The following is a 19890-nucleotide window of genomic DNA, read 5'->3' as shown; positions in this document are numbered from 1 at the left end:
ATCAATCAATGCCGCAGCAGCTTGCGCAACGGAATCTCGTCCTTGCGCACAGGCGATTTGATGACGATGTAGCTGAAGTACTTGGAGATGCCGATGTTCTTGTCCAGCAGGCTTTCCATCACATCCTGGTAATCCTGGATGCTGCGGGTCATGAAGCGCACGAGATAATCGTAGCCGCCGCTGATCAGGTGACATTCGAGCACTTCATCCACCAGGCGGATGTTGGATTCGAATTTGGCGAAGTCCTCGCGCTTATGGTCGCTCAAGGTGATTTCGGTGAAGACCGTCACCGAATCGGTAATCTTGGCCAGGTTCAAGTGGGCCTTGTAGCTGGAGATGTACCCCAACGATTCCAGCCGTTTGACCCGTTGCAGGCATGGGCTGGCGGAAAGCCCCACGGCATCGGCCAGGCTGACGTTGGTCATGCGGCCGTCTTTTTGAAGCTCTACCAGAATGCTGATGTCGATCCGGTCCAGTTTCGCTACACCTTCCATCGCCTACCTCTGCCTGCCATTTGTAAGACAATCTTCTAACAAAATCAGCACCGTAAAGACAGCTGATGCTGAGCCACCAGATCGGCCATGCTGTTGATGCAATGCTGGCCTGCGCATGGCTTGGGTGGGTTGTCGGGGTTGCGACAAATCAGGCAAACCGCCCCGACCTTGGCTGGGCGGGCGCCCGGACGGGTCACCTGAAGAATAGCCTGCGCATCGAGGTCGTTGGCCTTGAGCCAAGCGGGATCGTGCAAGGGGTCACTGGCCAGTGAAATAAAATCCTCCGGCTCGATGCCCAGGCGCTCGCACAACGCGCCCCGGTCTTCTGCATCGCGGTCGCCCAGCACCAACAGGCGATAGAACTTGCGCAGGTAGAGCATCGCCCCCGGCGCATCCTCGAACAGCGTCCAGGCGGCGGCCGAGCGGGCGAAGCTCATGCCCTCCTCCCAACTGACCTTGAGTTTCCAGCGTTCGGCCAACTGACGGTGGGCGAAACACAGCAAACCGCTGAAGCCCAACTCGCCGAAGCGCGGATACAGCGCTTGCAGCACCTCGTCGAACTCGGCCAGCACCTGTGACTTGTCAGGCGTATCGCCGTGATTCTCCAGCAACGGTTGCAACGCGGTCCAGACGCCGGAGTCCCGATCCACCAGCACCTCATCGCAGTCGATCAACAATGCCCGATACTCAGTCAACCTCATGGGTAAAGCCTCCGCTGATGTCCCATCGATCCACGCTCCTTTTGATATGCATGGGCGCTTGCCCTGGCAAACGCCATGAACGCCGGGCCTTCAGCCCATGACCCGTGCCAGCGCAGCGTCGAGAATCTGCAATGCTTCATCGACCTGCGCCTCGCTGGTCACCAGAGGGGCAAGGAAGCGCAATACGTTGCGGTACACCCCGCACTTGATAACCAGCAATCCACCGGCCCGGGCTTCGTCGATCAAGCGTTGGTTGAGGTCGGCATCCGGGGTACGTGCAACGTCATCCTTGATCAGTTCGATCGCCAGCATGAAGCCGCTGCCACGCACGTCGCCAATGCGCGGGTAACGGGCTTGGAGGCGCAACAACCCCTGACGCAGCCGCTCGCCCAGGGCCTCGCCACGGGCCAACAGGTGTTCCTGCTCGTAGGCCTCGATCACCGCCAGCGCCGCCGCGCACGACAGCGCGTTACCGCCATAGGTGCCGCCCAGTCCACCAGGCAGTGGCGCATCCATGATTTCGGCCTTGCCGACCACACCCGACAGCGGCAAGCCGCCGGCCAGGCTTTTGGCGACCGTGACCAGGTCTGGCTGGATGCCGGCATGCTGGAAGCCGAACCATTTACCGGTGCGACCAAATCCGGTCTGGATTTCATCGAGAATCAGCACAATGCCATGTTTTTCCGTCAGCGCGCGCAGGCCCTGGAGGAACTCGACGGGCGCCGAGAGGAAACCACCGTCGCCTTGCACCGGCTCAATGATGATCGCTGCGACCCGCTCAGGCGCCACTTGAGTGGCCAACAGTTCGTCCAGCGCCTGGAGCGCCATTTCGCTGGTGACACCCCGGTAGGCATTCGGATAGGGCGTGTGAAACACCTCCGGTGCGAACGGTCCGAAATTCTGTTTATAAGGCTGGCTCATGCCGGTGAGCGTGGTACCCAACAACGTCCGGCCATGGAAGCCGCCGCGAAAGGCGATCACCGCCGAGCGCTGGGTGTAGGCTCGGGCGATCTTCACCGCGTTTTCTACCGCTTCGGCGCCTGAGGTGAAGAACGCCGCCTTATAGGCTTGCTCACCCCCGATCATTTCGCACAGGCGCTTGGCCAGGTCCAGATAAGGTTGGTAGGCCACGACCTGGAAACAGGCATGAGTGACTTTCTGCAGTTGGGCTTGCACCGCCGCGACCACCTTGGGGTGATTGTGGCCGATGTTCAGGACCCCGATGCCGCCGACGAAGTCCAGGTAGCGCTTGCCGTCCACGTCCCACAGCTCCGAACCCTGGGCCCGATCAATCACCAGTGGATGTGCGGTGACCAGGCCTCGCGGCACATACTGATCACGCTGACGGAGCAGGCTGGGGGTTTCTTCGACTTTACTGTTCATGGCATTTCCCATCGTGAGCCTCGCAACCAGGAAGCGGCTGCGGTGTGTTCACAGGTTAAGCGTTCGACACGATTGTCTAAGCCGAACTTGGTCGTTGAGAAATTCGGATCGACTGTTTACACCCCGGCAAACAGCAGAATCCTCCAAGGGCCTCGTACCCCATGGAATCTGCTGACTTGCGCGCCATACAACGCAGCCTGATGTTCCCAGGGGGGGCCTTTCGACAGATCCTGCTTTGCCATTAAGGCATGCTTGTTACTTCCTTATTTCATGCGAGAAATGACCTCATGGCCCTGCTCTACAAAGCCGACCCGGTGCGCGGTGAACAATGGAAGCGCCTGTTCGCCGAACACGCGCCGGATATCCAATGGCGTGCCTGGCCGGACATCGGCGATCCGCGGGATATTCGTTACCTGGCGGCCTGGCAGGCACCGGACGATATCGAAACCTTGTTGCCCAACCTGCAAGTGCTGTTCGCCTTGTCGGCGGGGGTCGATCAACTGGATCTGGGCCGCTTGCCACCAACGCTGCCGGTGGTGCGCTTGCTCGACCCGGGCATCAGCCAGGGTATGTGTGAATACGCCAGTTTCGCCGTGCTCAGCTTGCACCGGGACATGTTGCGCTATCGCCAGCAACAGGCCGAGCGGTGCTGGCAAGCACACCGGTTGGTGCCTGCGCAGCAGCGCCGGGTCGGGGTCATGGGCCTGGGGTTGCAGGCCCGTCACATACTCAACGCCTTGAAGCCCTTTGGTTTCGCCTTGTCAGGCTGGGCGCGCAGTGAACATCACATTGATGGAGTGCAGTGCTTTGCCGGAACCGGGCAACTGCCGGCCTTCCTCAGCCAATGCGACATTGTGCTGTGTGTCCTGCCGCTGACCGAGCAGACCAAGGGAATTCTCAACCGCCAGCTGTTCCAGCATCTGCCCCACGGCGCGGCCCTGGTCAACATGGGCCGCGGTGGGCATTTGGTAGAAGCGCATTTACTTGAAGCCCTTGCCAGCGGCCAGTTGAGCGCGGCGGTGCTCGACGTGCTGGAACAGGAACCGGCCGCGCCGGATCATCCGTTCTGGAACCATCGACAAATAATGCTGACCCCCCATATCGCAGCGATGACTCAACCCGAGAGTGCGTTCGGCGTGTTGTTGGACAATATTCGCCGGCATCAACGGGGCGAACCGATGCGGGGTCTGGTGGACCGTGAGCGCAGCTACTGACCCGTGCATGACAAGGTGCATCGGGCAAAAAACCATCCGGTATTTACTGCCGGCCCGGCCGCTGATTTGAGCAAGAAATGTGGCCGCAAGCGTCGTTGTAGAAGGAACCTGCCGAATCGTTTTGCGCCCCTTGTAAGGCTTGCTTGCAGGTGAGATACAAACATTATCCGCGGATAAATCCGACTGATTACCCCCTCACTCAATGGTGATCTGCCATGTCCAATTCGAAATGCCCTGACTACGTCTATCGTGCCATGACCGCTACCGATGTCCCCTCGGCACACGCCCTATCCGTGCAACTGAAATGGCCCCATCGCCTGGAGGACTGGGCGATGCTGCAGCGCGTGGCCCAAGGTTTTGTCGTTGAGGATCAGGGCCGCCTGATCGGCACTGCATTCACCTGTGCCCAGGGAAGTTACGCCACCATCGGCCTGGTGATCGTCGATAACGAGTACCAGGGCCAGGGGATCGGTCGCAAATTGATGGAGCTGGCCATCGAAGCGTGCGGCTCGCGTACTGCCATCCTCAATGCGACGCTGGCCGGCGCCCCGCTGTATGCCAGTCAGGGATTCGTGGACTTTGGGCATATCCAGCAACATCAAGGCCTGGCTTTACCGCCTGCACCGCAGACATTGGCCGCCAACGAACGCTGCCGCCCGCTGACCGAAGCCGATCGCGCCGAAATGATCACACTGGCCAATGCCGGAAGTGGCCTGGACCGTGGGGTCGTGCTCACCGATCTGTTCGATGTCGTTGAGCATGCAGTGGGTATTGAGCGGGACGGCCAGTTGTGCGCTTTCGCCCTGCTGCGCCCCTTCGGACGTGGCCGTTGCATCGGTCCGGTCATCGCGCAGAACCCTGAACAGGCCCGGCACCTGATCGCCGTGTTGCTGGCACGGGTGCCGGATGCATTCGTTCGGATCGACATTCCCTCCGACACCGGGCTGGGCCCCTGGCTCGAAGACGCGGGCCTCAAGCAAGTCGACACCGTCGCCCAAATGGCTCGCGGCACGCCACCGCAAGCGAGCGGCGCGGTGCGGCAGTTTGTGTTGGTGACCCAGGCCGTTGGCTGACAAATCCCATCGCTTATTTTGGAGAATCCTGTTCATGCTCGAACCCACTGCAGTGCTGTTGGCCCATGCCGACGGCAGCCCCGCCTCAACCTCGTTCACCCCAGGCTCATTGGGCGCCAATGATCCATTCGACAGGCTCATCGCTTATGCCGGGGCGGATGGCATCGCCGCTGGTATCGTCCGGGCCAGCGGTGGGTTCAGCAGCGACCAGTATCCCTTCAGCGAAATGATCGTGGTGCATGCCGGAGGCGTTGAACTGCGCAGCCAGGCACAAACGCTGCGCCTCAGCGCCGGTGAAAGCGCGGTGATCGCCCGTGGTACGGCGCTTGAGATCGACGCGCAAGCTGAGTCTTTATGGGCCTTCTGTGCCGATACCCAGCGCGTGAATACCAGCGAGCCCGGGCTGACAGCACTCCCGGCCCACACGTTGCTCTCGCCTTCGGCGGCCCCCGATGAAGCCATACTGCTCAGCCCGCCACCGCAATGTCGCTCGCACAATCTGTTTGTCGAAGAAGCCACCAACCTGCGCATCGGCGTTTGGGACTCAACGCCTTACACTCGCCAAGCCAGGCCCCACAAACTGCATGAGTTGATGCACCTGATTGAAGGCAGCGTCACCCTGCAGACAGCCGACGGCACCGACCTGGCGGTCAATACCGGCGACACGGTGTTCGTACCGCAGAATGCGCCGTGCGCCTGGACGAGTCACGTCTACGTACGCAAGATCTACGTCGTCAAATAGCACCACCGCTATCGCGAGCAGGCTCGCTCCCACAGGGGATCTGCGGTGGATGCGCATCCTGCAGCCACCCCGAAAAAGTGTGGGAGCGGGCTTGCTCGCGATGACGGCGGCACATTCAACATCACCGCAAACTGACACTCCGCTTTCGCGAGCAGGCTCGCTCCCACAAGGGATCTGCGGTGATTGCCAATCTTGCAGCCACCCCGGAAAAAACTGTGGGAGCGAGCCTGCTCGCGATGACGGCGGCACATTCAACATCACCCAAACTGACACTCCGCTTTCGCGAGCAGGCTCGCTCCCACAAGGGATCTGCGGTGATTGCCAATCTTGCAGCCACCCCGAAAAAACTGTGGGAGCGGGCTTGCTCGCGAAGGCGGCGGCACATTCAACATCACCGCAAACTGACACCCCGCTTTCGCGAGCAGGCTCGCTCCCACAAGGGATTGGCGGTGAATGCGCATCCTGCAGCCACTCCGGAAAAACTGTGGGAGCGGGCTTGCTCGCGAAGGCGGCGGCACATTCAACATCCCCCAAACTGACACCCCGCTTTCGCGAGCAAGCCCGCTCCCACAGGGGATTGGCGGTGGATGTGCATCCTGCAACCATCCCACAAAGGGATTTTCGGTGAATTTGAATTTTGCGATCAAACCCCAAAAAAAAGCCCGCAGTGTGAGCGGGCAAAAAGGTGTCACAGGTTAGTAAAGCGTCAAAGCGCTGCGGCGATGGCTGTGCCAACGTCCTGAGTCGAGCCCTGACCGCCCAGGTCGGGGGTGATCGGCCCCTGGGCTATCACTTGTTCAATAGCCTTGAGAATCCCGTCATGGGCGGCGCGATAACGTTCATCACCATTGCCCAGGAAATCGAGCATCAACGCCCCTGACCAGATCATCGCAATCGGGTTGGCGATGTTCTGTCCATAAATATCCGGCGCCGAGCCATGCACCGGTTCGAACAACGACGGGAAGCGCCGCTGCGGATCGAGGTTGGCCGACGGCGCGATGCCGATGGTGCCGGCGCAAGCCGGGCCGAGGTCGGAGAGGATGTCGCCGAACAGGTTTGACGCCACCACCACATCAAAACGGTCCGGCTGCAGAACGAAACGCGCGCACAGGATATCGATGTGCTGTTTGTCCCATTGCACATCCGGGTACTGCTCGGCCATCAACGCCGTGCGCTCGTCCCAATACGGCATGCTGATGGAGATCCCGTTGGACTTGGTCGCCGCCGTCAGGCGCTTGCGCGGTCGGGTCTGGGCCAGATCGAAGGCGAACTTGAGAATCCGATCGACGCCGCGCCGGGTGAACACCGACTCCTGGAGCACGAACTCATGCTCGGTCCCTTCAAACATCTTGCCGCCCACGGAGGAGTATTCGCCTTCGGTGTTCTCACGGATTACCACGAAATCGATGTCCCCTGCTTCTCGTCCGGCCAAGGGGCACGGCACGCCCGGGAACAGCCGCACCGGGCGAATGTTCACGTACTGGTCGAAGTCGCGGCGGAACTTGAGCAGCGAGCCCCACAGGGAAATGTGGTCCGGCACTTTGTCCGGCCAGCCCACGGCGCCGAAGTAGATCGCATCGAAACCCTTGAGCTGCTCGAACCAGTCGGCGGGCATCATCTGCCCGTGCTCCAGGTAGTAGTCACAGTGAGCCCAATCGAGCACTTCGATGCTCAACGACAACTGCCATTTCTTTGCGGCCTGCTCCAATACCCGAAGCCCTTCAGGCAGGACTTCCTTGCCGATGCCATCACCGGCGATGGCAGCGATTCGAAATGGTTTGCTCATCAATCGTGGCTCCCTGGTAGGTGTTCAAACAATGGACGCATCACAGTCCCCCGATGTGGAAGGCCTTGATTTCAAGGTATTCATCCAGGCCGTATTTGCTGCCTTCACGGCCCAGGCCCGACTGTTTGACACCACCGAAGGGCGCGACTTCCATGGAAATGATCCCGGTGTTAAGGCCAACCATGCCGAACTCCAACGCCTCGCCAAACCGCCATGAACGACGCAAGTCCTGGGTGAAGTAGTACGCGCCCAGGCCATATGGAGTGGCGTTAGCAAGGGCCAAGGCCTCTTCTTCAGTAGTAAAGCGCATCAGCGGTGCAACCGGGCCAAACGTTTCTTCGCTGGCCAGCAACATTCCAGCGTGGGCCTCGCCAAGCACCGTGGGCTGGACGAACTGGCTGTCACCCTCGGGAATACCGCCACAGAGCAGACGCGCGCCCTGACTCAACGCATCATCGATATGCCGAGCGACTTTGCTCACCGCCGCCATGTTGATCAGCGGACCGATCATCACGTCGGCCTCCAGGCCATTGCCGACCTTGAGCTTGCCCACCTCCTCCACCAGACGTTCGGCGAAACGCTCATAAATGCCGTCCTGCACCAGAATCCGGTTGGCGCAGACGCAGGTCTGGCCGGCATTACGGAACTTGCTGAGCATGATCCCGGCCACGGCCTGTTCCAGGTCCGCGTCGTCAAACACAATGAACGGCGCGTTGCCGCCCAGCTCCAGGCTCAGGCGCTTGATGTGTTCGGCACTCTGGCGCATCAGCAGTCGACCGACCGCCGTGGACCCGGTGAAAGAAATCTTGCGCACCGTCGGGTTGCCGGTCAGTTCTTCGCCGATGCCCGCCGGCATGCCGGTCACAACGTTGAACACCCCCGCCGGAATCCCGACCCGCTCGGCCAGCACCGCCAGGGCCAGGGCCGACAAGGGTGTCAGGTCCGACGGTTTGACGATCACCGGGCAACCCGCCGCCAACGCCGGGGCGCACTTGCGGGTGATCATCGCGTTGGGAAAGTTCCATGGGGTGATCGCCGCGCAGACGCCCACCGGTTGCTTGAGGGTGAGCAGGCGCCGATCGCCGCTGGGCGCCGGGATGGTTTCGCCGTAGACCCGGCGGGCTTCTTCGGCAAACCATTTAGCGAAGCCGGCGCCGTAGCGGATTTCGCCTTTGGCTTCGTTCAGCGGTTTGCCCTGCTCAAACGTCATGATCAGCGCCAGATCGTCCAGGTTGTCGATCATGGCCTGATACCAACGCTCCAGCAGCACTGCGCGTTCCGCCGCCGGGCGCGCACGCCAGGCCGGCCAGGCACGCTCGGCGGCGTCGATGGCACGCCGGGTTTCCACCCCCTGCATGGCCGGCACCCGAGCGAGCACGTCCCCCGTGGCCGGGTTGATGACGTCGAGCGTGGCGGCGTCATCGGCACCGATCCACTGCCCGTCGATGTAGGCGAGTTCTGCTAAAAGGCTGGGGTCTTTCAATTGATTCTTGAGCATGATCGCGTCCTGTTCCGAGGTATTTCCAGTCTAAGGAGATGCCGCGGATGAGGATGCTGAAAGCGGGGTTTGGGCAGTGTTGGATGCTGAAATTTGTCGTGCGGCAGCAGGCTCTACCGCAGTATCAGGAGCAACCCAGGAACCCTGTGGGAGCGAGCCTGCTCGCGATGCGGTGGGTCAGGCAGCATTGATGTTGAATGATGGATCGCTATCGCGAGCAGGCTCGCTCCCACAAGGGGCTGCATTTGTCACGAAAGCCAGCTACCGTCTCAATGACCCGAGCAACCCTTCCAGAAACCGCTCCCCGGCGTCCATCTGGCTGATTTCAATGAACTCGTCGGGCTTGTGCGCCTGCTCGATGGAGCCCGGGCCGCAGACCACCACCGGCACATCCAGACGCTGCTTGAACAGCCCCCCCTCGGTGCCGAAGGAAACCTTGGCGGTTCCGGTGTCCGCTGCGGCAAAGTTCTTCAGAAAGCGCACCGCCTCAACGCTTGGATGAGTATCGAGGCCCGGATAGACGTTCAGGGTCTCGATCTCGATGTCCGCCACGCTGGAGAGTTTTTTCGCCTCGCGCACGATCACTTCAGCGTGCTCGCGCAGTGTCTCCAGGAACTGATCCAGGTCATCGGCCGGCAGGTTGCGCACTTCGAAATCCAGGGTGCACAGGTTCGGCACAATGTTCAGCGCCTTGCCACCGACAATCTGGCCGACGTGCACGGTGCTGTAGGGCACGTCGTAATCGGCGTCCCGGGCGCCGTGCTCTTGCAACTGCTGCTGGCTCTGGCGCAACGCGGCGATGAAATCGCAGGCCACATGAATCGCATTGACCGAACGCGGCGCCAGGGACGAGTGCGCCTCCAGGCCTCGGCAGTAAGTGCGATAAGAGCCTTTGCCCTTGTGCCCGAGCACGAACTGCATGTTGGTCGGCTCGCCGATCACGCACAAAAACGGCCTTACCGGTGCCAGGTGCAGCACGTCGAGCAAGCGGCGTACGCCCACGCAGCCGATCTCCTCATCATGGGAGAGCGCCAGTTGCAGCGGCCGGTTCAAGGAGTGGTCAGCGGCGTCGAGCATGGCATCGATGGCCAAGGCGATGAACCCTTTCATGTCGCAACTGCCACGACCGTACACCCGTCCGTCGCGCACCGTCGCCTGGAACGCCGGAACGGTCCAGGCCTGCCCCGCCGCCGGCACCACGTCGGTATGCCCGGACAGCAGAATCCCCGGCAACGCCTGTGGGCCGGTACTGGCGAAGAGGTTGGCCTTCTTGCCGCTTTCATCCTTGACGATCAGCGACTCGATGCCCTTGCTCAGCAACAACTCACGCACGTACTCGATCAGGGCCATGTTCGACTCTGAAGAGACCGTTTCGAACCCCAGCAGGCGCTCAAGAATGGCGAGTACGCGAGGTTTCATGAGGCTTTGCTCCGCTGCTCGGCCGTGGCGGCGAACCGGCGAATGGAGAACGGTTCGATCGAGGTGCTGGTACTGCCGGAGCTGATCAGCTCGGCCATGACGTCGCCAACCCCCGGCCCGAGCTGGAAGCCGTGGCCGCAGAAACCGAACGCATAGTACAAGCCGTCCACGTTGCCGCTGGGGCCCATCACCGGCAGGGAATCGGGCAGATAACCTTCGATGCCGCTCCACACGCGAATGATGTTCAGGTTACCGACGCCCGGCAGCAAGCGCCGCATCTGATCGAGCTGATTGAGAATGCTGCGCGGCTCAACATAAGCCCGGCGATTGAGCATGTCCGGTTTACTGCGATAGCCGCCACCAATGACGATGTTGCCCCTCGGGATCTGCCGGAAGTAGATCACTTCCTCGGGAATTTTGGTGTACACGCCGATCACCGTCGGTAAGGCATAAGGCACCGGCTCGGTGACAGCCATCTGTGGGCCGTTAGTGTCCAGCGGCACCGGCTCACCGAACTGCGCCGAGAGTTTCTGGCCCCAGGCACCTGCGGTAATCAGCAACTGAGCGGCGCTGAACTGACGGCCATCGGTGGTTGTGACACTGAAATCACCATTGACCTTCTGCACTTCGGCCACTTCGGTCCGCTCCTCGATGCGTGCGCCGAGTCGCCGCGCCGCCCTGGCAAACGCCGGGGCCGCCAGACGCGGGTTGGCGTGACCGTCATGAGGGGCGTAGGAACCACCTTTGACGTCCTTGCCCAGGAACGGGAAGCGCGCATGCAGTTCGCTACCTCGGTAGATCTTCAAGTCCAACTGTTGAGCTTCGGGTGCCGCCGCGTAAGCCTCAAGTTCGGCGATTTCATCCTCGCGATAACACACGCGCATGTGCCCGCTGGCGATGAACTCCAGGTCGTCGTCGATCAGTTCCGGCAGGCGCTTCCACAGCGCCCAGGAACGGTTTGCCAGCTCCAGTTGACCGAGAAAACGCCCCTGGCGCCGCACGTTGCCGAAGTTCACACCACTGGCGTACTGACCGATCTGGTCACGCTCCAGCAGGATCACCGACTGGCCTCGCTGGCGCAGGAAAAACGCTGCGGCCGAGCCCATCAAACCACCGCCGACGATGACCACATCGGCTTTATTGAGCGTCATGGCGTCACCTCCCGGGTGAGCATCGAAAGGGGTTTGACCGGCGCCTGGCCGCGCTGCCGACCGACTTCCTGGACCTGGACACCCGCGGCTGCGGCAATGACTTCGGCCCCGGCCTGAGAGCAATAACGCCCCTGGCAGCGGCCCATGCCGACCCGGCTGAAAGCCTTGGCCCGGTTGACTTCACAGGCGCCCTTTTCACTGACCGTACGGCGTAACTCACCGGCGCTGATCATCTCGCAGCGGCAGACGATCGCCTCGTCGGGCAAGGCCTTGGCTTGGGCGGCGGGCCAGGGAAACGCCTGGGCCAGACCGAGGCGAAATTGATCCATGACCTTGAGCGCCTGACGCTGCGCGGTAACCTGCGTGGCGTCCACCGGTTGCTGCAAATCGCTCAACAACGCCAAGGCGACCAGGCGCCCGGCGTGTTCGGCGGCATCAGCGCCACGGATCTTCGCCCCATCTCCGGCGGCATAAACACCGCTGACCGAGGTCCGGCCCTCTTCGTCCGTGTCCAGCCACCATTGGCCTGAAGCCTCGTCAAAACGCAGAGCACAGCCCGCCAGATCAGCCAATTGAGTTTCCGGGCGCAAGTGATAACCCAGCGCCACCGCGTCGCAATCCACCGTCAAGGTTTCACCGGCCGCCGTGCGTACCCGTACACCACTGACGCCGCTGACCGCCTCACCCAGCACTTGCAATGGAGAGATACCCAGGTGCACAGGGATTTTCGCTCGATACAACTGAGCCAACAGTTTCATGCCAGTGAACAGCAATCCGGGACGCGCCATGAGCTTGGGCAAGGCTTTGATGCGCAGCCCCAGCGGCGCAGTGTCCAGCACCGCCGCCACGTTGGCACCGGCCTTGAGGTATTGGCTGGCGACCAGATACAGCAGCGGCCCGCTGCCCATGAACACCACGCGATGGCCGATGGAAACCGCCTGGGCCTTCAAGGCTATCTGCGCCCCGCCGAGGCTGTACGTGCCGCCCAACTGCCAGCCCTCGATCGGCATCAAGCGGTCGGTGGCGCCGGTGCAAAGGATCAATGCGTCGTAATCCACCGTCGAGTGCAGGCCCTGGCTGACGCAGCACAGTTGCCCGGGCGTGAGGTTCCACACCAGGGTGTCCGGGCGATAGTCAATCTGTGGGCGCAAACGGTCAAAGCTTTCGTGCAAGTCCCGCGCTTTGTCCGCCTCCGTGCCGTAGAGCGTGGCGTAGTTACGGGTGAAGCCTTCAGGCTGGCGTCGGTAGATCTGTCCGCCGTCGCGACGGTTTTCGTCGATCAGGACCGGCTTGAAGCCCGCCGCGACCAAGGTCTGGGCGCAACGAATGCCAGCGGGTCCGGCGCCGACAATGACGACTCGATGATTGCTCAGCCGCGCAGTGGCCATATTGCCTCCGGTTGCTTGGTGATGATGTCCAGCCCTTCACGCACTTCGCTGGAACAGGCGCGCAGACGTTCGCCGCTGCGGGTCCAGACCCAGCAATCCTGGCAGGCGCCCATCAGGCAGAAACCGGCCCGGCTGCCCGGATCGAACTCCGACTGGCGCAACGCCGGGCCCCGAGTCAGCAACGCGACCATCAGTGTGTCCCCCTGCAAGGCTTCGACGGGTTCGCCATCGACTTTCAAATGGACGATGGGCCGGCCCTGCTCGGCCAACCTCACGAAACGCGCGTTCATGCGTAGGCTCCCATGGTCATGCTGTTGGCATCCTGTTGGTTCTTGAGCAGTTCGGCGCTGTCGTGATGGCAGAGCACTTCACTGCCACCGTCGATGATTCGCCGGGGTGGCGCGGTGTGGTTGCACAGGCCATCGACCCGCACCGGGCAGCGATTGAGGAAAGTGCACAGCCCCGCTACAGGGGCCTGGGCGCCCAAGGGCGGGAGCGTGCCGCAGGTGGTGGTGCCGCAGCTTTCCAGCCAGCCCTGACGCAACTCGGGAACCGAATGGATCAGCAGGTCGGTGTAGGGATGGAAGGGTGGCTGGGCGAACGACTGCCGGGTGCCCTCTTGAACCTTGTGGCCGCTGTACATCACCACAATGTCGTCGCACAGCGCCCGCACCGTGGAGATGTCGTGACTGATGAACAGATAGGAAACCCCCAATTGCTGGCGCAAGTCGCGCAGCAGTTCAAGAATCGCCGCGCCGACGACAGTGTCCAGCGCCGAGGTCACTTCATCGCAGAGGATCAGGTCCGGCTTGGCCGCCAACGCCCGGGCCAGGTTGACTCGCTGTTTTTGCCCGCCGGAGAGTTCACTCGGGCGGCGTTCGGCCAGCTCCCGTGGCAAACGCACCAGGTCCAGCAGCTCGTCGATGCGCTCACGCAACGCCGCGCCCTTGAGGCCGAAATACATTTTCAATGGCCGGCTCAGAATGTTGCCAACGCTGTGCATCGGGTTGAGCGCGGTGTCGGCATTCTGGAAGACCATCTGAATGCGCCGGAACTGTTCGTCGGTGCGCTCGGACAGGCTGCCACCCAAGGGTTGACCATCAAACGTCAGCCCGCCCAGTGCCGGGCTCAACAGCCCCGCCACCACCCGGGCCAGGGTAGATTTGCCCGAACCCGATTCGCCGATCACGCCGATGGCCTGACCCCGGCGCACGGTCAGGTCGATGTCTTCCAGCACCCGGATCGGCGGCATGCCCTGCGGATTCTTGTTGCCGTAGCCGGCGGTCAAACCCTCAATGGTCAGCAGCGGCGCATCGCCGGCCACACCGCAGGGCGGACGGATCGTCGTATCCGGCCGCGCCGCCGCCAGCAGGCTGCGGGTGTAGGCGTGAGCCGGGCCTTTGAGCAGCGGCGCGGTGGCGCTCTGCTCGAAGATCTGCCCGCCATTAAGCACCACGATCTGATCGGCCATCTGCGCGACGACCGCCAGGTCGTGAGACACATAAACCGCCGTCGCGCCCCGCTCGCGCACAACACGCTTGAAGGCGCGCAGCACGTCGATCTGGGTGGTCACGTCGAGGGCCGTGGTTGGTTCATCGAGCACCACCAGCAGCGGATCGCTGATCAACGCCATGGCCGCCATCACCCGTTGCAGTTGCCCGCCGGAGACTTGGTGGGGATAGCGCTGGCCGATGCGCTCGGGATCGGGCAACGCCAGGTCACGGAACAGTTCGATGGCTTTGGCTTCCAGCACCGACCGGCTGCCCAGCCCATGAATCAATGCCCCTTCCACCACCTGGTCGATGAGTTTTTTTGCCGGATTGAATGCCGCAGCGGCACTTTGGGCGATATACGACACACGATTGCCGCGCAGACCTTGCAGCTCGCTTTCGCGCAACGCCAGCATGTCATGTTCGCCAATCTGCACCACACCGCCGGCCAGGCGACAACCGCGCCGGGCATAACCGAGCAGCGCCAGGGCGATGGTGGTCTTGCCGGAACCGGATTCGCCGATCAGCGCCAGCACTTCACCTTTCTCCAGGGAGAAACTCACGCCCTTGACGATCTCCACCTCACCGCGTTCGCCACACGCGACCACGCGCAGGTCCTCGACTCGAATCAATTCACTCATTTCAATGCCCTCCCGTACGTCGGCTGCGTCGCGAAGACAGGCGGTCGATGAACAGATTGACGCCGATGGTCAGAGTGCCGATGGCCAGGGCCGGAATCACAATGGCCGGCGCTCCCTGATTGAGGCCGCCGATGTTTTCGCGCACCAGCGAGCCCAGGTCGGCATCCGGCGGTTGCACGCCCAGGCCCAGGAAACTCATGCCGCTGAGCAGCAGCACAATGAAGCCGAAACGCAAGCCCAGGTCCGCCAGGACCGGGTTGAGCATGTTGGGCAGGATCTCCACGCAGGCGATGTACAGTCGACGCTCGCCACGGGTGCGGGCCACTTGCACGTACTCCAGCGCCTCGATGTTCACCGCCATGCTGCGGGCGATACGGAACGCGCCCGGCGAGTAGCTCAGCACCGCCGTACACACCAGCAAAGTCACCGACGAGCCAAATGCCGAGACCATGATCAACGCCAGCATCTTGCTCGGGATCGAAATGAAAGCGTCCATCAAGCGACTGATCAGCTCATCCAGCCACTTGGGTGATACCACCGACAGCAGTGCGCAACTGGTCCCCAGCCCACTGGCCAGGACCGCAGCCACCAGCGCCAGGCCCACGGTGAACTGTGCGCCGACCAGAACCCGACTGAGCATGTCGCGACCCAGGTAATCGGTGCCTAACGGATAAGCGATGCTGAGGCTGTCGAAAACATTGTCAGAGACCACTTCCCCCACCGGGTGCGGTGCCAGCCACGGACCGAAGATCGCCACCAGCAACCAGAAGACACACATCGCGGCGCCCACCAGTCCAAGCCAGGACGTGGCGTGGGCGTCTTTGCCCAACGCCAGAGCGACCGCCGCGGTCGGGGGTTTCACAATGAGATTGTTCATTGATTTCTCAGCCTCGGGTTGGAAAGGATCGCGCACAGGTCAGCAATCAACACCAACGTCAGGTACGCGGTACAAAACAACATGGTGCAGGCCTGGACCAACGCCATATCCCGGTTGGTCACGGCATCGACCATCAGGCTGGCAATGCCGGGATAGTTGAAAATTGTCTCGACGATCACCACCCCGCCCAGCAGGTAGGACAGACTCAAGGCGATGGCATTGGCGATAGGCCCGATGGCGTTGGGCAACGCATGACGCAGGACCACCCGCACCGGGCTCACACCTTTGAGCCGGGCCATCTCCACGTAGGGGCTGTCGAGTTGATCGATCACCGCCGCCCGGGTCATGCGCGCCATTTGCGCGATGATCACGCAACACAGGGTCATGACCGGCAAGGCGTAGGTGCGCATGAATTGCCACGGCGAGGTGATCTCGCTGGAATAGGACAACGCCGAGAGCCAGCCCAGGTTCACCGCGAAAATCAACACTGCCAGGGTGGCGACGAGAAACTCCGGTACCGCCACCATCATCAAGGTAAAAAAGCTGATGAAGCTGTCGACGCGACCACCACGCCCCATCGCCGAACCAATGCCCAGGATCAGTGCCACCGGCACCGACACCAGCGCCGTGGCGGCCGCCAGCATCAAGGTGCTGGGTACGCGTCCAGCCATCAGCTCGCTGACCGGCACGGCATTGGAGACCGACACACCCATGTCGCCGCTGAGCAAACTCGTCAACCAGTGCAGGTAGCGCAGCACACCGGGTTGATCCAGACCCATTTTTATCCGCAGCGCTGCCACTTGCTCCGGCGTGGCGAACTGTCCAAGGGACTGTTGCGCCGCGTCTCCCGGCAACACCGCCGTGATGGCGAACACCACCATCGAGACGATCAACAACGTCACGATCGCGGCGCCCACGCGCCGGCCGATCAACCAAAGTGTGCTGCTATTCATCAGCCTGCCCTCCTGCCCTGTCACCCAGCCAATACCCGGCGTTCATCAGGCGTCCAGCCAGACTTGCTCGGAGAACATGTAGCCCATGAATCCGCCCAGCGGGTTGGTGCCGTAACCTTTGACGCGCTGGTCGACACCGTCGATGTTGCTGATGAACACCGGGATGCCGATGCCGCAGTGGTCATGCACCAGGGTCTGCATGTCGGCGTACATCTTGCCGCGCTTGACCTCATCAGTTTCGCCTCGGGCCTGGACCAACAGCTGGTCGAACTGCGGGTTCTTCCAGGCCGATTCGTTCCACGGTGCGGTGGACTGGAAGAACTGCGAAAACAGCATGTCGGCATTGGGTCGCGGGTTGATATTGCCGAAGCTGATCGGGTGCTTGGCCCAGTGGTTGGACCAGTAGCCATCGCTGGGCAGGCGGTTGACATTGAGCTTGAGCCCGGCCTCCTTGGCCGATTGCTGCAGCAGCACGGCGACGTCCACCGAGCCGGTGGCGGCCGGCGAACACATCACCGGCATGGTGATATTTTCCATACCCGCCTTCTTCAGCAGAAAACGTGCTTTTTCCGGGTCGTAGGTGCGTTGCGGCAGATCGGCGTTGTAAAAGCGTGCGCCCGGCGCGATCGGATGATCGTTGCCGACCCTGGCGAAGCCGCGGAAAATCGCCGACTTGACCTGCTCGCGGTCCAACAGCAATTTCATGGCCTGGGTGAACTCAGGGCTTTGGCCGGGCATCTGGTCCTGACGAATGATCAGGTCGGTGTAGTTGCCCGACGGCGAATCCACGACCCGATGGGTGCTGCTGTTCTTGATCCGAGTCGTCGAGCGCGGGTTGACCTCGTTGATGATCTGCACGTCGCCAGACAACAGCGCGTTGACCCGTGATGGCTCGTCGCCGATACCGATGAACTCGATTTCGTCCAGATACGGCAAACCCGGTTTCCAGTAATTGGTGTTGCGGGCGCCAATGGAACGCACCCCTGGTTTGAACTCCTTGACCTTGAACGGACCGGTGCCGATGCCCTGGCTAAAGTCGCTGGTGCCCTCGGGCACGATCAGCAGATGGGAAATCGCCAGGATCGACGGCAGCTCGGCATTCGGGCCGCTCAGGCGTATCTGTACTTCATGACTGCCATTGGCCTTGACCTCGGCGAACTGCGACGCCAGCGGCAAGACCTTGGATCCCGTGATCGGATCCTTGTGTCGCAACAGGGAGAACACCACGTCGGCGGCGGTCAGCCCCTTGCCGTTATGGAAAGTCACTTCCTTGCGCAGGGTAATCACCCAGAGTGTCGCGTCAGTGGTGTCGATGCGCTCGGCCAGTTCGAGTTGCGGCACCATGTGATTGTCGAAACGCGTCAGCCCGTTGTAGAACATGTAGTGACGCACGTAGTCCGTGGACGATGAGCCTTTGGCCGGGTCCAGGGTGTCGGCGGTGGAGCTGGAGATGCCGGCGACGCGGATACGTCCGCCCGGTTTGCCTTGGCCAGGGCTTGCCGCCTCTTCGGCAAACAACTTGCCAGCGGCACCGAACAGGCTGCCGGCGCCCGCTGCGGCCACACCTGCCAACCCCAGCATCTGCAATGCATTGCGGCGTGACATGCCGCGATTGAGCCCTTCGAAAACACGCAGGCTTTCTGTACCGGTGATCAACTGGTCTTCAATGCCATTTTTGTTGTCAGTCATGTCAGTTCTACCTTTCGGAAAATGATAGGGCTCGATTGCGCACGATTAACGCAACGTGGTTGAAACGCCAAACAACGCCATGAAACTCAGTGCAGGTAGTCCTGCAGGCGGTAATACGCGCCTACCAGCGGCAGGAACCAGGGCTTGCCGAAATGCCCGGGAATGGCCGGCCAATCGAGTTCGCGCCAAGGGTTGGCCTCGACCTCGCCAGCCATGACCTGGGCCATGACCTGCCCCATGTGCACCGACATCTGCACCCCGTGACCGCTGTAGCCCATGGAGTGATACACCCCTCCATGCTGGCCGGCGCGAGGTAAACGATCGGACGTCATGTCCACCAGCCCGCCCCAGCAATAGTCGATCCGGACGTGGGCCAACTGCGGGAACATCTGCACCATCGCCGCTTGCAGCACCTTGCCGCTCTTGGCGTCGGAAACGCTGTCGGACATGGCAAACCGCGCCCGACCGCCAAACAGCAGCCGGTTGTCCGGGGTCAAGCGAAAGTAGTTACCGATCATGCGGCTGGTGACGTAGGAGCGGCGTGCCGGCAGCAAGCTGTCAATCAGCTCCTGGGGTAGCACCTCGGTGGCGATAACAAAGCTGCCCACCGGTACGATTCGCCGCCGGTACCAGCCCAATCCACCTTGCTGACACGTGCCGGTAGCCAGCAGGATCTGCGAGGCCTGCAGCGCGCCTTTGCTGGTGTTGACCTGATAGCCACCATCGCTGGCCTTCCAGTCCTTCACCGCCACACCCTGGAACACCAACGCCCCGTGACGCGAGGCCGCCTCGGCCAGGCCGACGCCGAAGCGCCCGACATGCATCTGCACGCCGTTGCGCTGCAGCAGGCCACCGTGGAACTGGGCCGAATTGACCTCCGCCCGAGTCTCTTGGGCAGACAGCAACTCGACGTCGGCGTCGACTTCCTTGCGGATCAACTCACAGGTGCGCGCCAATCCTTCGTAGTGCAACGCCTTGGCGGCCAGTTTGAGCTTGCCGTGGCGAGTGAGATCGCAGGCAATCGCTTCCTGCTCCACCAGCGAAACCACACTCTGTACGGCGCTTTCATAGGCCTGGTAATAAGCCCGCGCTTTATCGGCGCCGAGGCTGGCGCTAAGTGACGCGTAGTCCTGGGCAACGCCGGTGTTGCATTGACCGCCATTGCGCCCCGACGCTTCGCCAATCACCCTGCCCGCTTCCAGCACTGCCACGCTGGCCCCCTTCAAGGCCAGGGCCCGGGCCGCCGCCAGGCCGGTGAAACCGCCCCCGACAATGGCCACGTCGACCCGCCCGGGCAATCCGCCGAGCTGGGCACCAGTGAAGGCCGGTGCGGTATCGAGCCAGTAAGACTCACTGCCCATGTCTAACCCCTTTCACCTTGAAGAGTGCGC

17 protein-coding genes and 1 pseudogene are annotated in these 19890 nt (G+C 62.0%); 3 read left to right on the top strand and 15 right to left on the bottom strand.

Going from position 1 to position 19890, the window contains the following annotated elements; translation table 11 throughout:
- Positions 1-5 precede the first annotated feature (5 nt).
- The 3 genes from BM132_RS10990 to gabT all read right to left on the bottom strand — a co-directional run bounded on the left by BM132_RS10990 (position 6) and on the right by gabT (position 2578).
- Positions 6-494, bottom strand: coding sequence for an Lrp/AsnC family transcriptional regulator (locus BM132_RS10990; protein ID WP_076385388.1), 489 nt, complete (start codon positions 492-494; stop codon positions 6-8).
- A 44-nt stretch (positions 495-538) separates the two neighbouring features.
- Positions 539-1195 (bottom strand): HAD family hydrolase, encoded by a 657-nt coding sequence (locus BM132_RS10985; protein WP_092455230.1) that lies wholly within the window; start codon positions 1193-1195, stop codon positions 539-541.
- A 90-nt stretch (positions 1196-1285) separates the two neighbouring features.
- Positions 1286-2578, bottom strand: a complete 1293-nt coding sequence (gene gabT, locus BM132_RS10980) for a 4-aminobutyrate--2-oxoglutarate transaminase (RefSeq protein ID WP_092455228.1) — start codon at positions 2576-2578, stop codon at positions 1286-1288.
- 287 nt (positions 2579-2865) lie between these two features.
- Between gabT and BM132_RS10975 the strand changes: the two genes are divergently transcribed.
- The 3 genes from BM132_RS10975 (at position 2866) to BM132_RS10965 (ending at position 5607) form a co-directional block, all read left to right on the top strand.
- Positions 2866-3792, top strand: coding sequence for a 2-hydroxyacid dehydrogenase (locus tag BM132_RS10975; protein WP_092455226.1), 927 nt, complete (start codon positions 2866-2868; stop codon positions 3790-3792).
- Between the two features lie 215 nt (positions 3793-4007).
- The gene (locus BM132_RS10970) at positions 4008-4865 is read left to right on the top strand and encodes a GNAT family N-acetyltransferase (RefSeq protein WP_092455224.1); all 858 of its coding nucleotides are present in this window, start codon (positions 4008-4010) and stop codon (positions 4863-4865) included.
- A gap of 34 nt (positions 4866-4899) precedes the next feature.
- Positions 4900-5607, top strand: a complete 708-nt coding sequence (locus tag BM132_RS10965) for a cupin domain-containing protein (protein ID WP_092455222.1) — start codon at positions 4900-4902, stop codon at positions 5605-5607.
- Positions 5608-5820: 213 nt separating this feature from the next.
- Here BM132_RS10965 and BM132_RS28945 read toward each other — a convergent pair.
- From BM132_RS28945 to BM132_RS10905, 12 genes and pseudogenes are all read right to left on the bottom strand, one after another.
- Positions 5821-6191, bottom strand: a pseudogene (locus BM132_RS28945) (hypothetical protein); the annotation flags it as partial.
- A 122-nt stretch (positions 6192-6313) separates the two neighbouring features.
- Positions 6314-7393: a tartrate dehydrogenase gene (locus BM132_RS10955; protein WP_092455218.1), complete on the bottom strand. Its 1080-nt coding sequence runs from the start codon at positions 7391-7393 to the stop codon at positions 6314-6316.
- A 40-nt stretch (positions 7394-7433) separates the two neighbouring features.
- On the bottom strand, positions 7434-8891 hold the full coding sequence (locus BM132_RS10950; RefSeq protein ID WP_092455216.1) for an NAD-dependent succinate-semialdehyde dehydrogenase: 1458 nt from the start codon (positions 8889-8891) through the stop codon (positions 7434-7436).
- Between the two features lie 261 nt (positions 8892-9152).
- On the bottom strand, positions 9153-10310 hold the full coding sequence (gene argE / locus BM132_RS10945; RefSeq protein ID WP_092455214.1) for an acetylornithine deacetylase: 1158 nt from the start codon (positions 10308-10310) through the stop codon (positions 9153-9155).
- A complete protein-coding gene (locus BM132_RS10940) occupies positions 10307-11461 on the bottom strand; it encodes an NAD(P)/FAD-dependent oxidoreductase (RefSeq protein ID WP_092455212.1) in 1155 nt (384 codons plus the stop codon). The genes argE and BM132_RS10940 overlap by 4 nt, the downstream gene beginning before the upstream one ends.
- The gene (locus BM132_RS10935) at positions 11458-12849 is read right to left on the bottom strand and encodes an FAD/NAD(P)-dependent oxidoreductase (protein WP_092399083.1); all 1392 of its coding nucleotides are present in this window, start codon (positions 12847-12849) and stop codon (positions 11458-11460) included. Before BM132_RS10935 ends, BM132_RS10940 begins: the two co-directional genes overlap by 4 nt.
- Positions 12831-13139: a (2Fe-2S)-binding protein gene (locus BM132_RS10930; RefSeq protein ID WP_092399085.1), complete on the bottom strand. Its 309-nt coding sequence runs from the start codon at positions 13137-13139 to the stop codon at positions 12831-12833. The genes BM132_RS10935 and BM132_RS10930 overlap by 19 nt, the downstream gene beginning before the upstream one ends.
- The gene (locus tag BM132_RS10925; protein WP_092455210.1) at positions 13136-14980 is read right to left on the bottom strand and encodes an ABC transporter ATP-binding protein; all 1845 of its coding nucleotides are present in this window, start codon (positions 14978-14980) and stop codon (positions 13136-13138) included. The genes BM132_RS10930 and BM132_RS10925 overlap by 4 nt, the downstream gene beginning before the upstream one ends.
- Before the next feature lies 1 nt (position 14981).
- Entirely contained in the window at positions 14982-15857 is an 876-nt protein-coding gene (locus BM132_RS10920; protein WP_092399089.1) for an ABC transporter permease, read from the bottom strand.
- Positions 15854-16810, bottom strand: coding sequence for an ABC transporter permease (locus BM132_RS10915; protein ID WP_092455209.1), 957 nt, complete (start codon positions 16808-16810; stop codon positions 15854-15856). The genes BM132_RS10920 and BM132_RS10915 overlap by 4 nt, the downstream gene beginning before the upstream one ends.
- A 45-nt stretch (positions 16811-16855) precedes the next feature.
- Entirely contained in the window at positions 16856-18499 is a 1644-nt protein-coding gene (locus tag BM132_RS10910) for an ABC transporter substrate-binding protein (RefSeq protein ID WP_092455207.1), read from the bottom strand.
- Positions 18500-18585: 86 nt separating this feature from the next.
- Positions 18586-19860 carry an NAD(P)/FAD-dependent oxidoreductase gene (locus tag BM132_RS10905; RefSeq protein WP_092455205.1) on the bottom strand — a complete coding sequence of 425 codons (1275 nt, stop codon included), beginning with the start codon at positions 19858-19860 and terminating at the stop codon, positions 18586-18588.
- Positions 19861-19890 lie beyond the last annotated feature (30 nt).

It is taken from the genome of Pseudomonas sp. NFACC45 (assembly GCF_900113505.1).
In the GTDB taxonomy this organism is placed as follows: Bacteria; Pseudomonadota; Gammaproteobacteria; order Pseudomonadales; family Pseudomonadaceae; genus Aquipseudomonas; species Aquipseudomonas tehranensis.
Note: the sequence above shows the minus strand (reverse complement) of the source record. Positions and strands in the feature narration are given on the sequence as shown.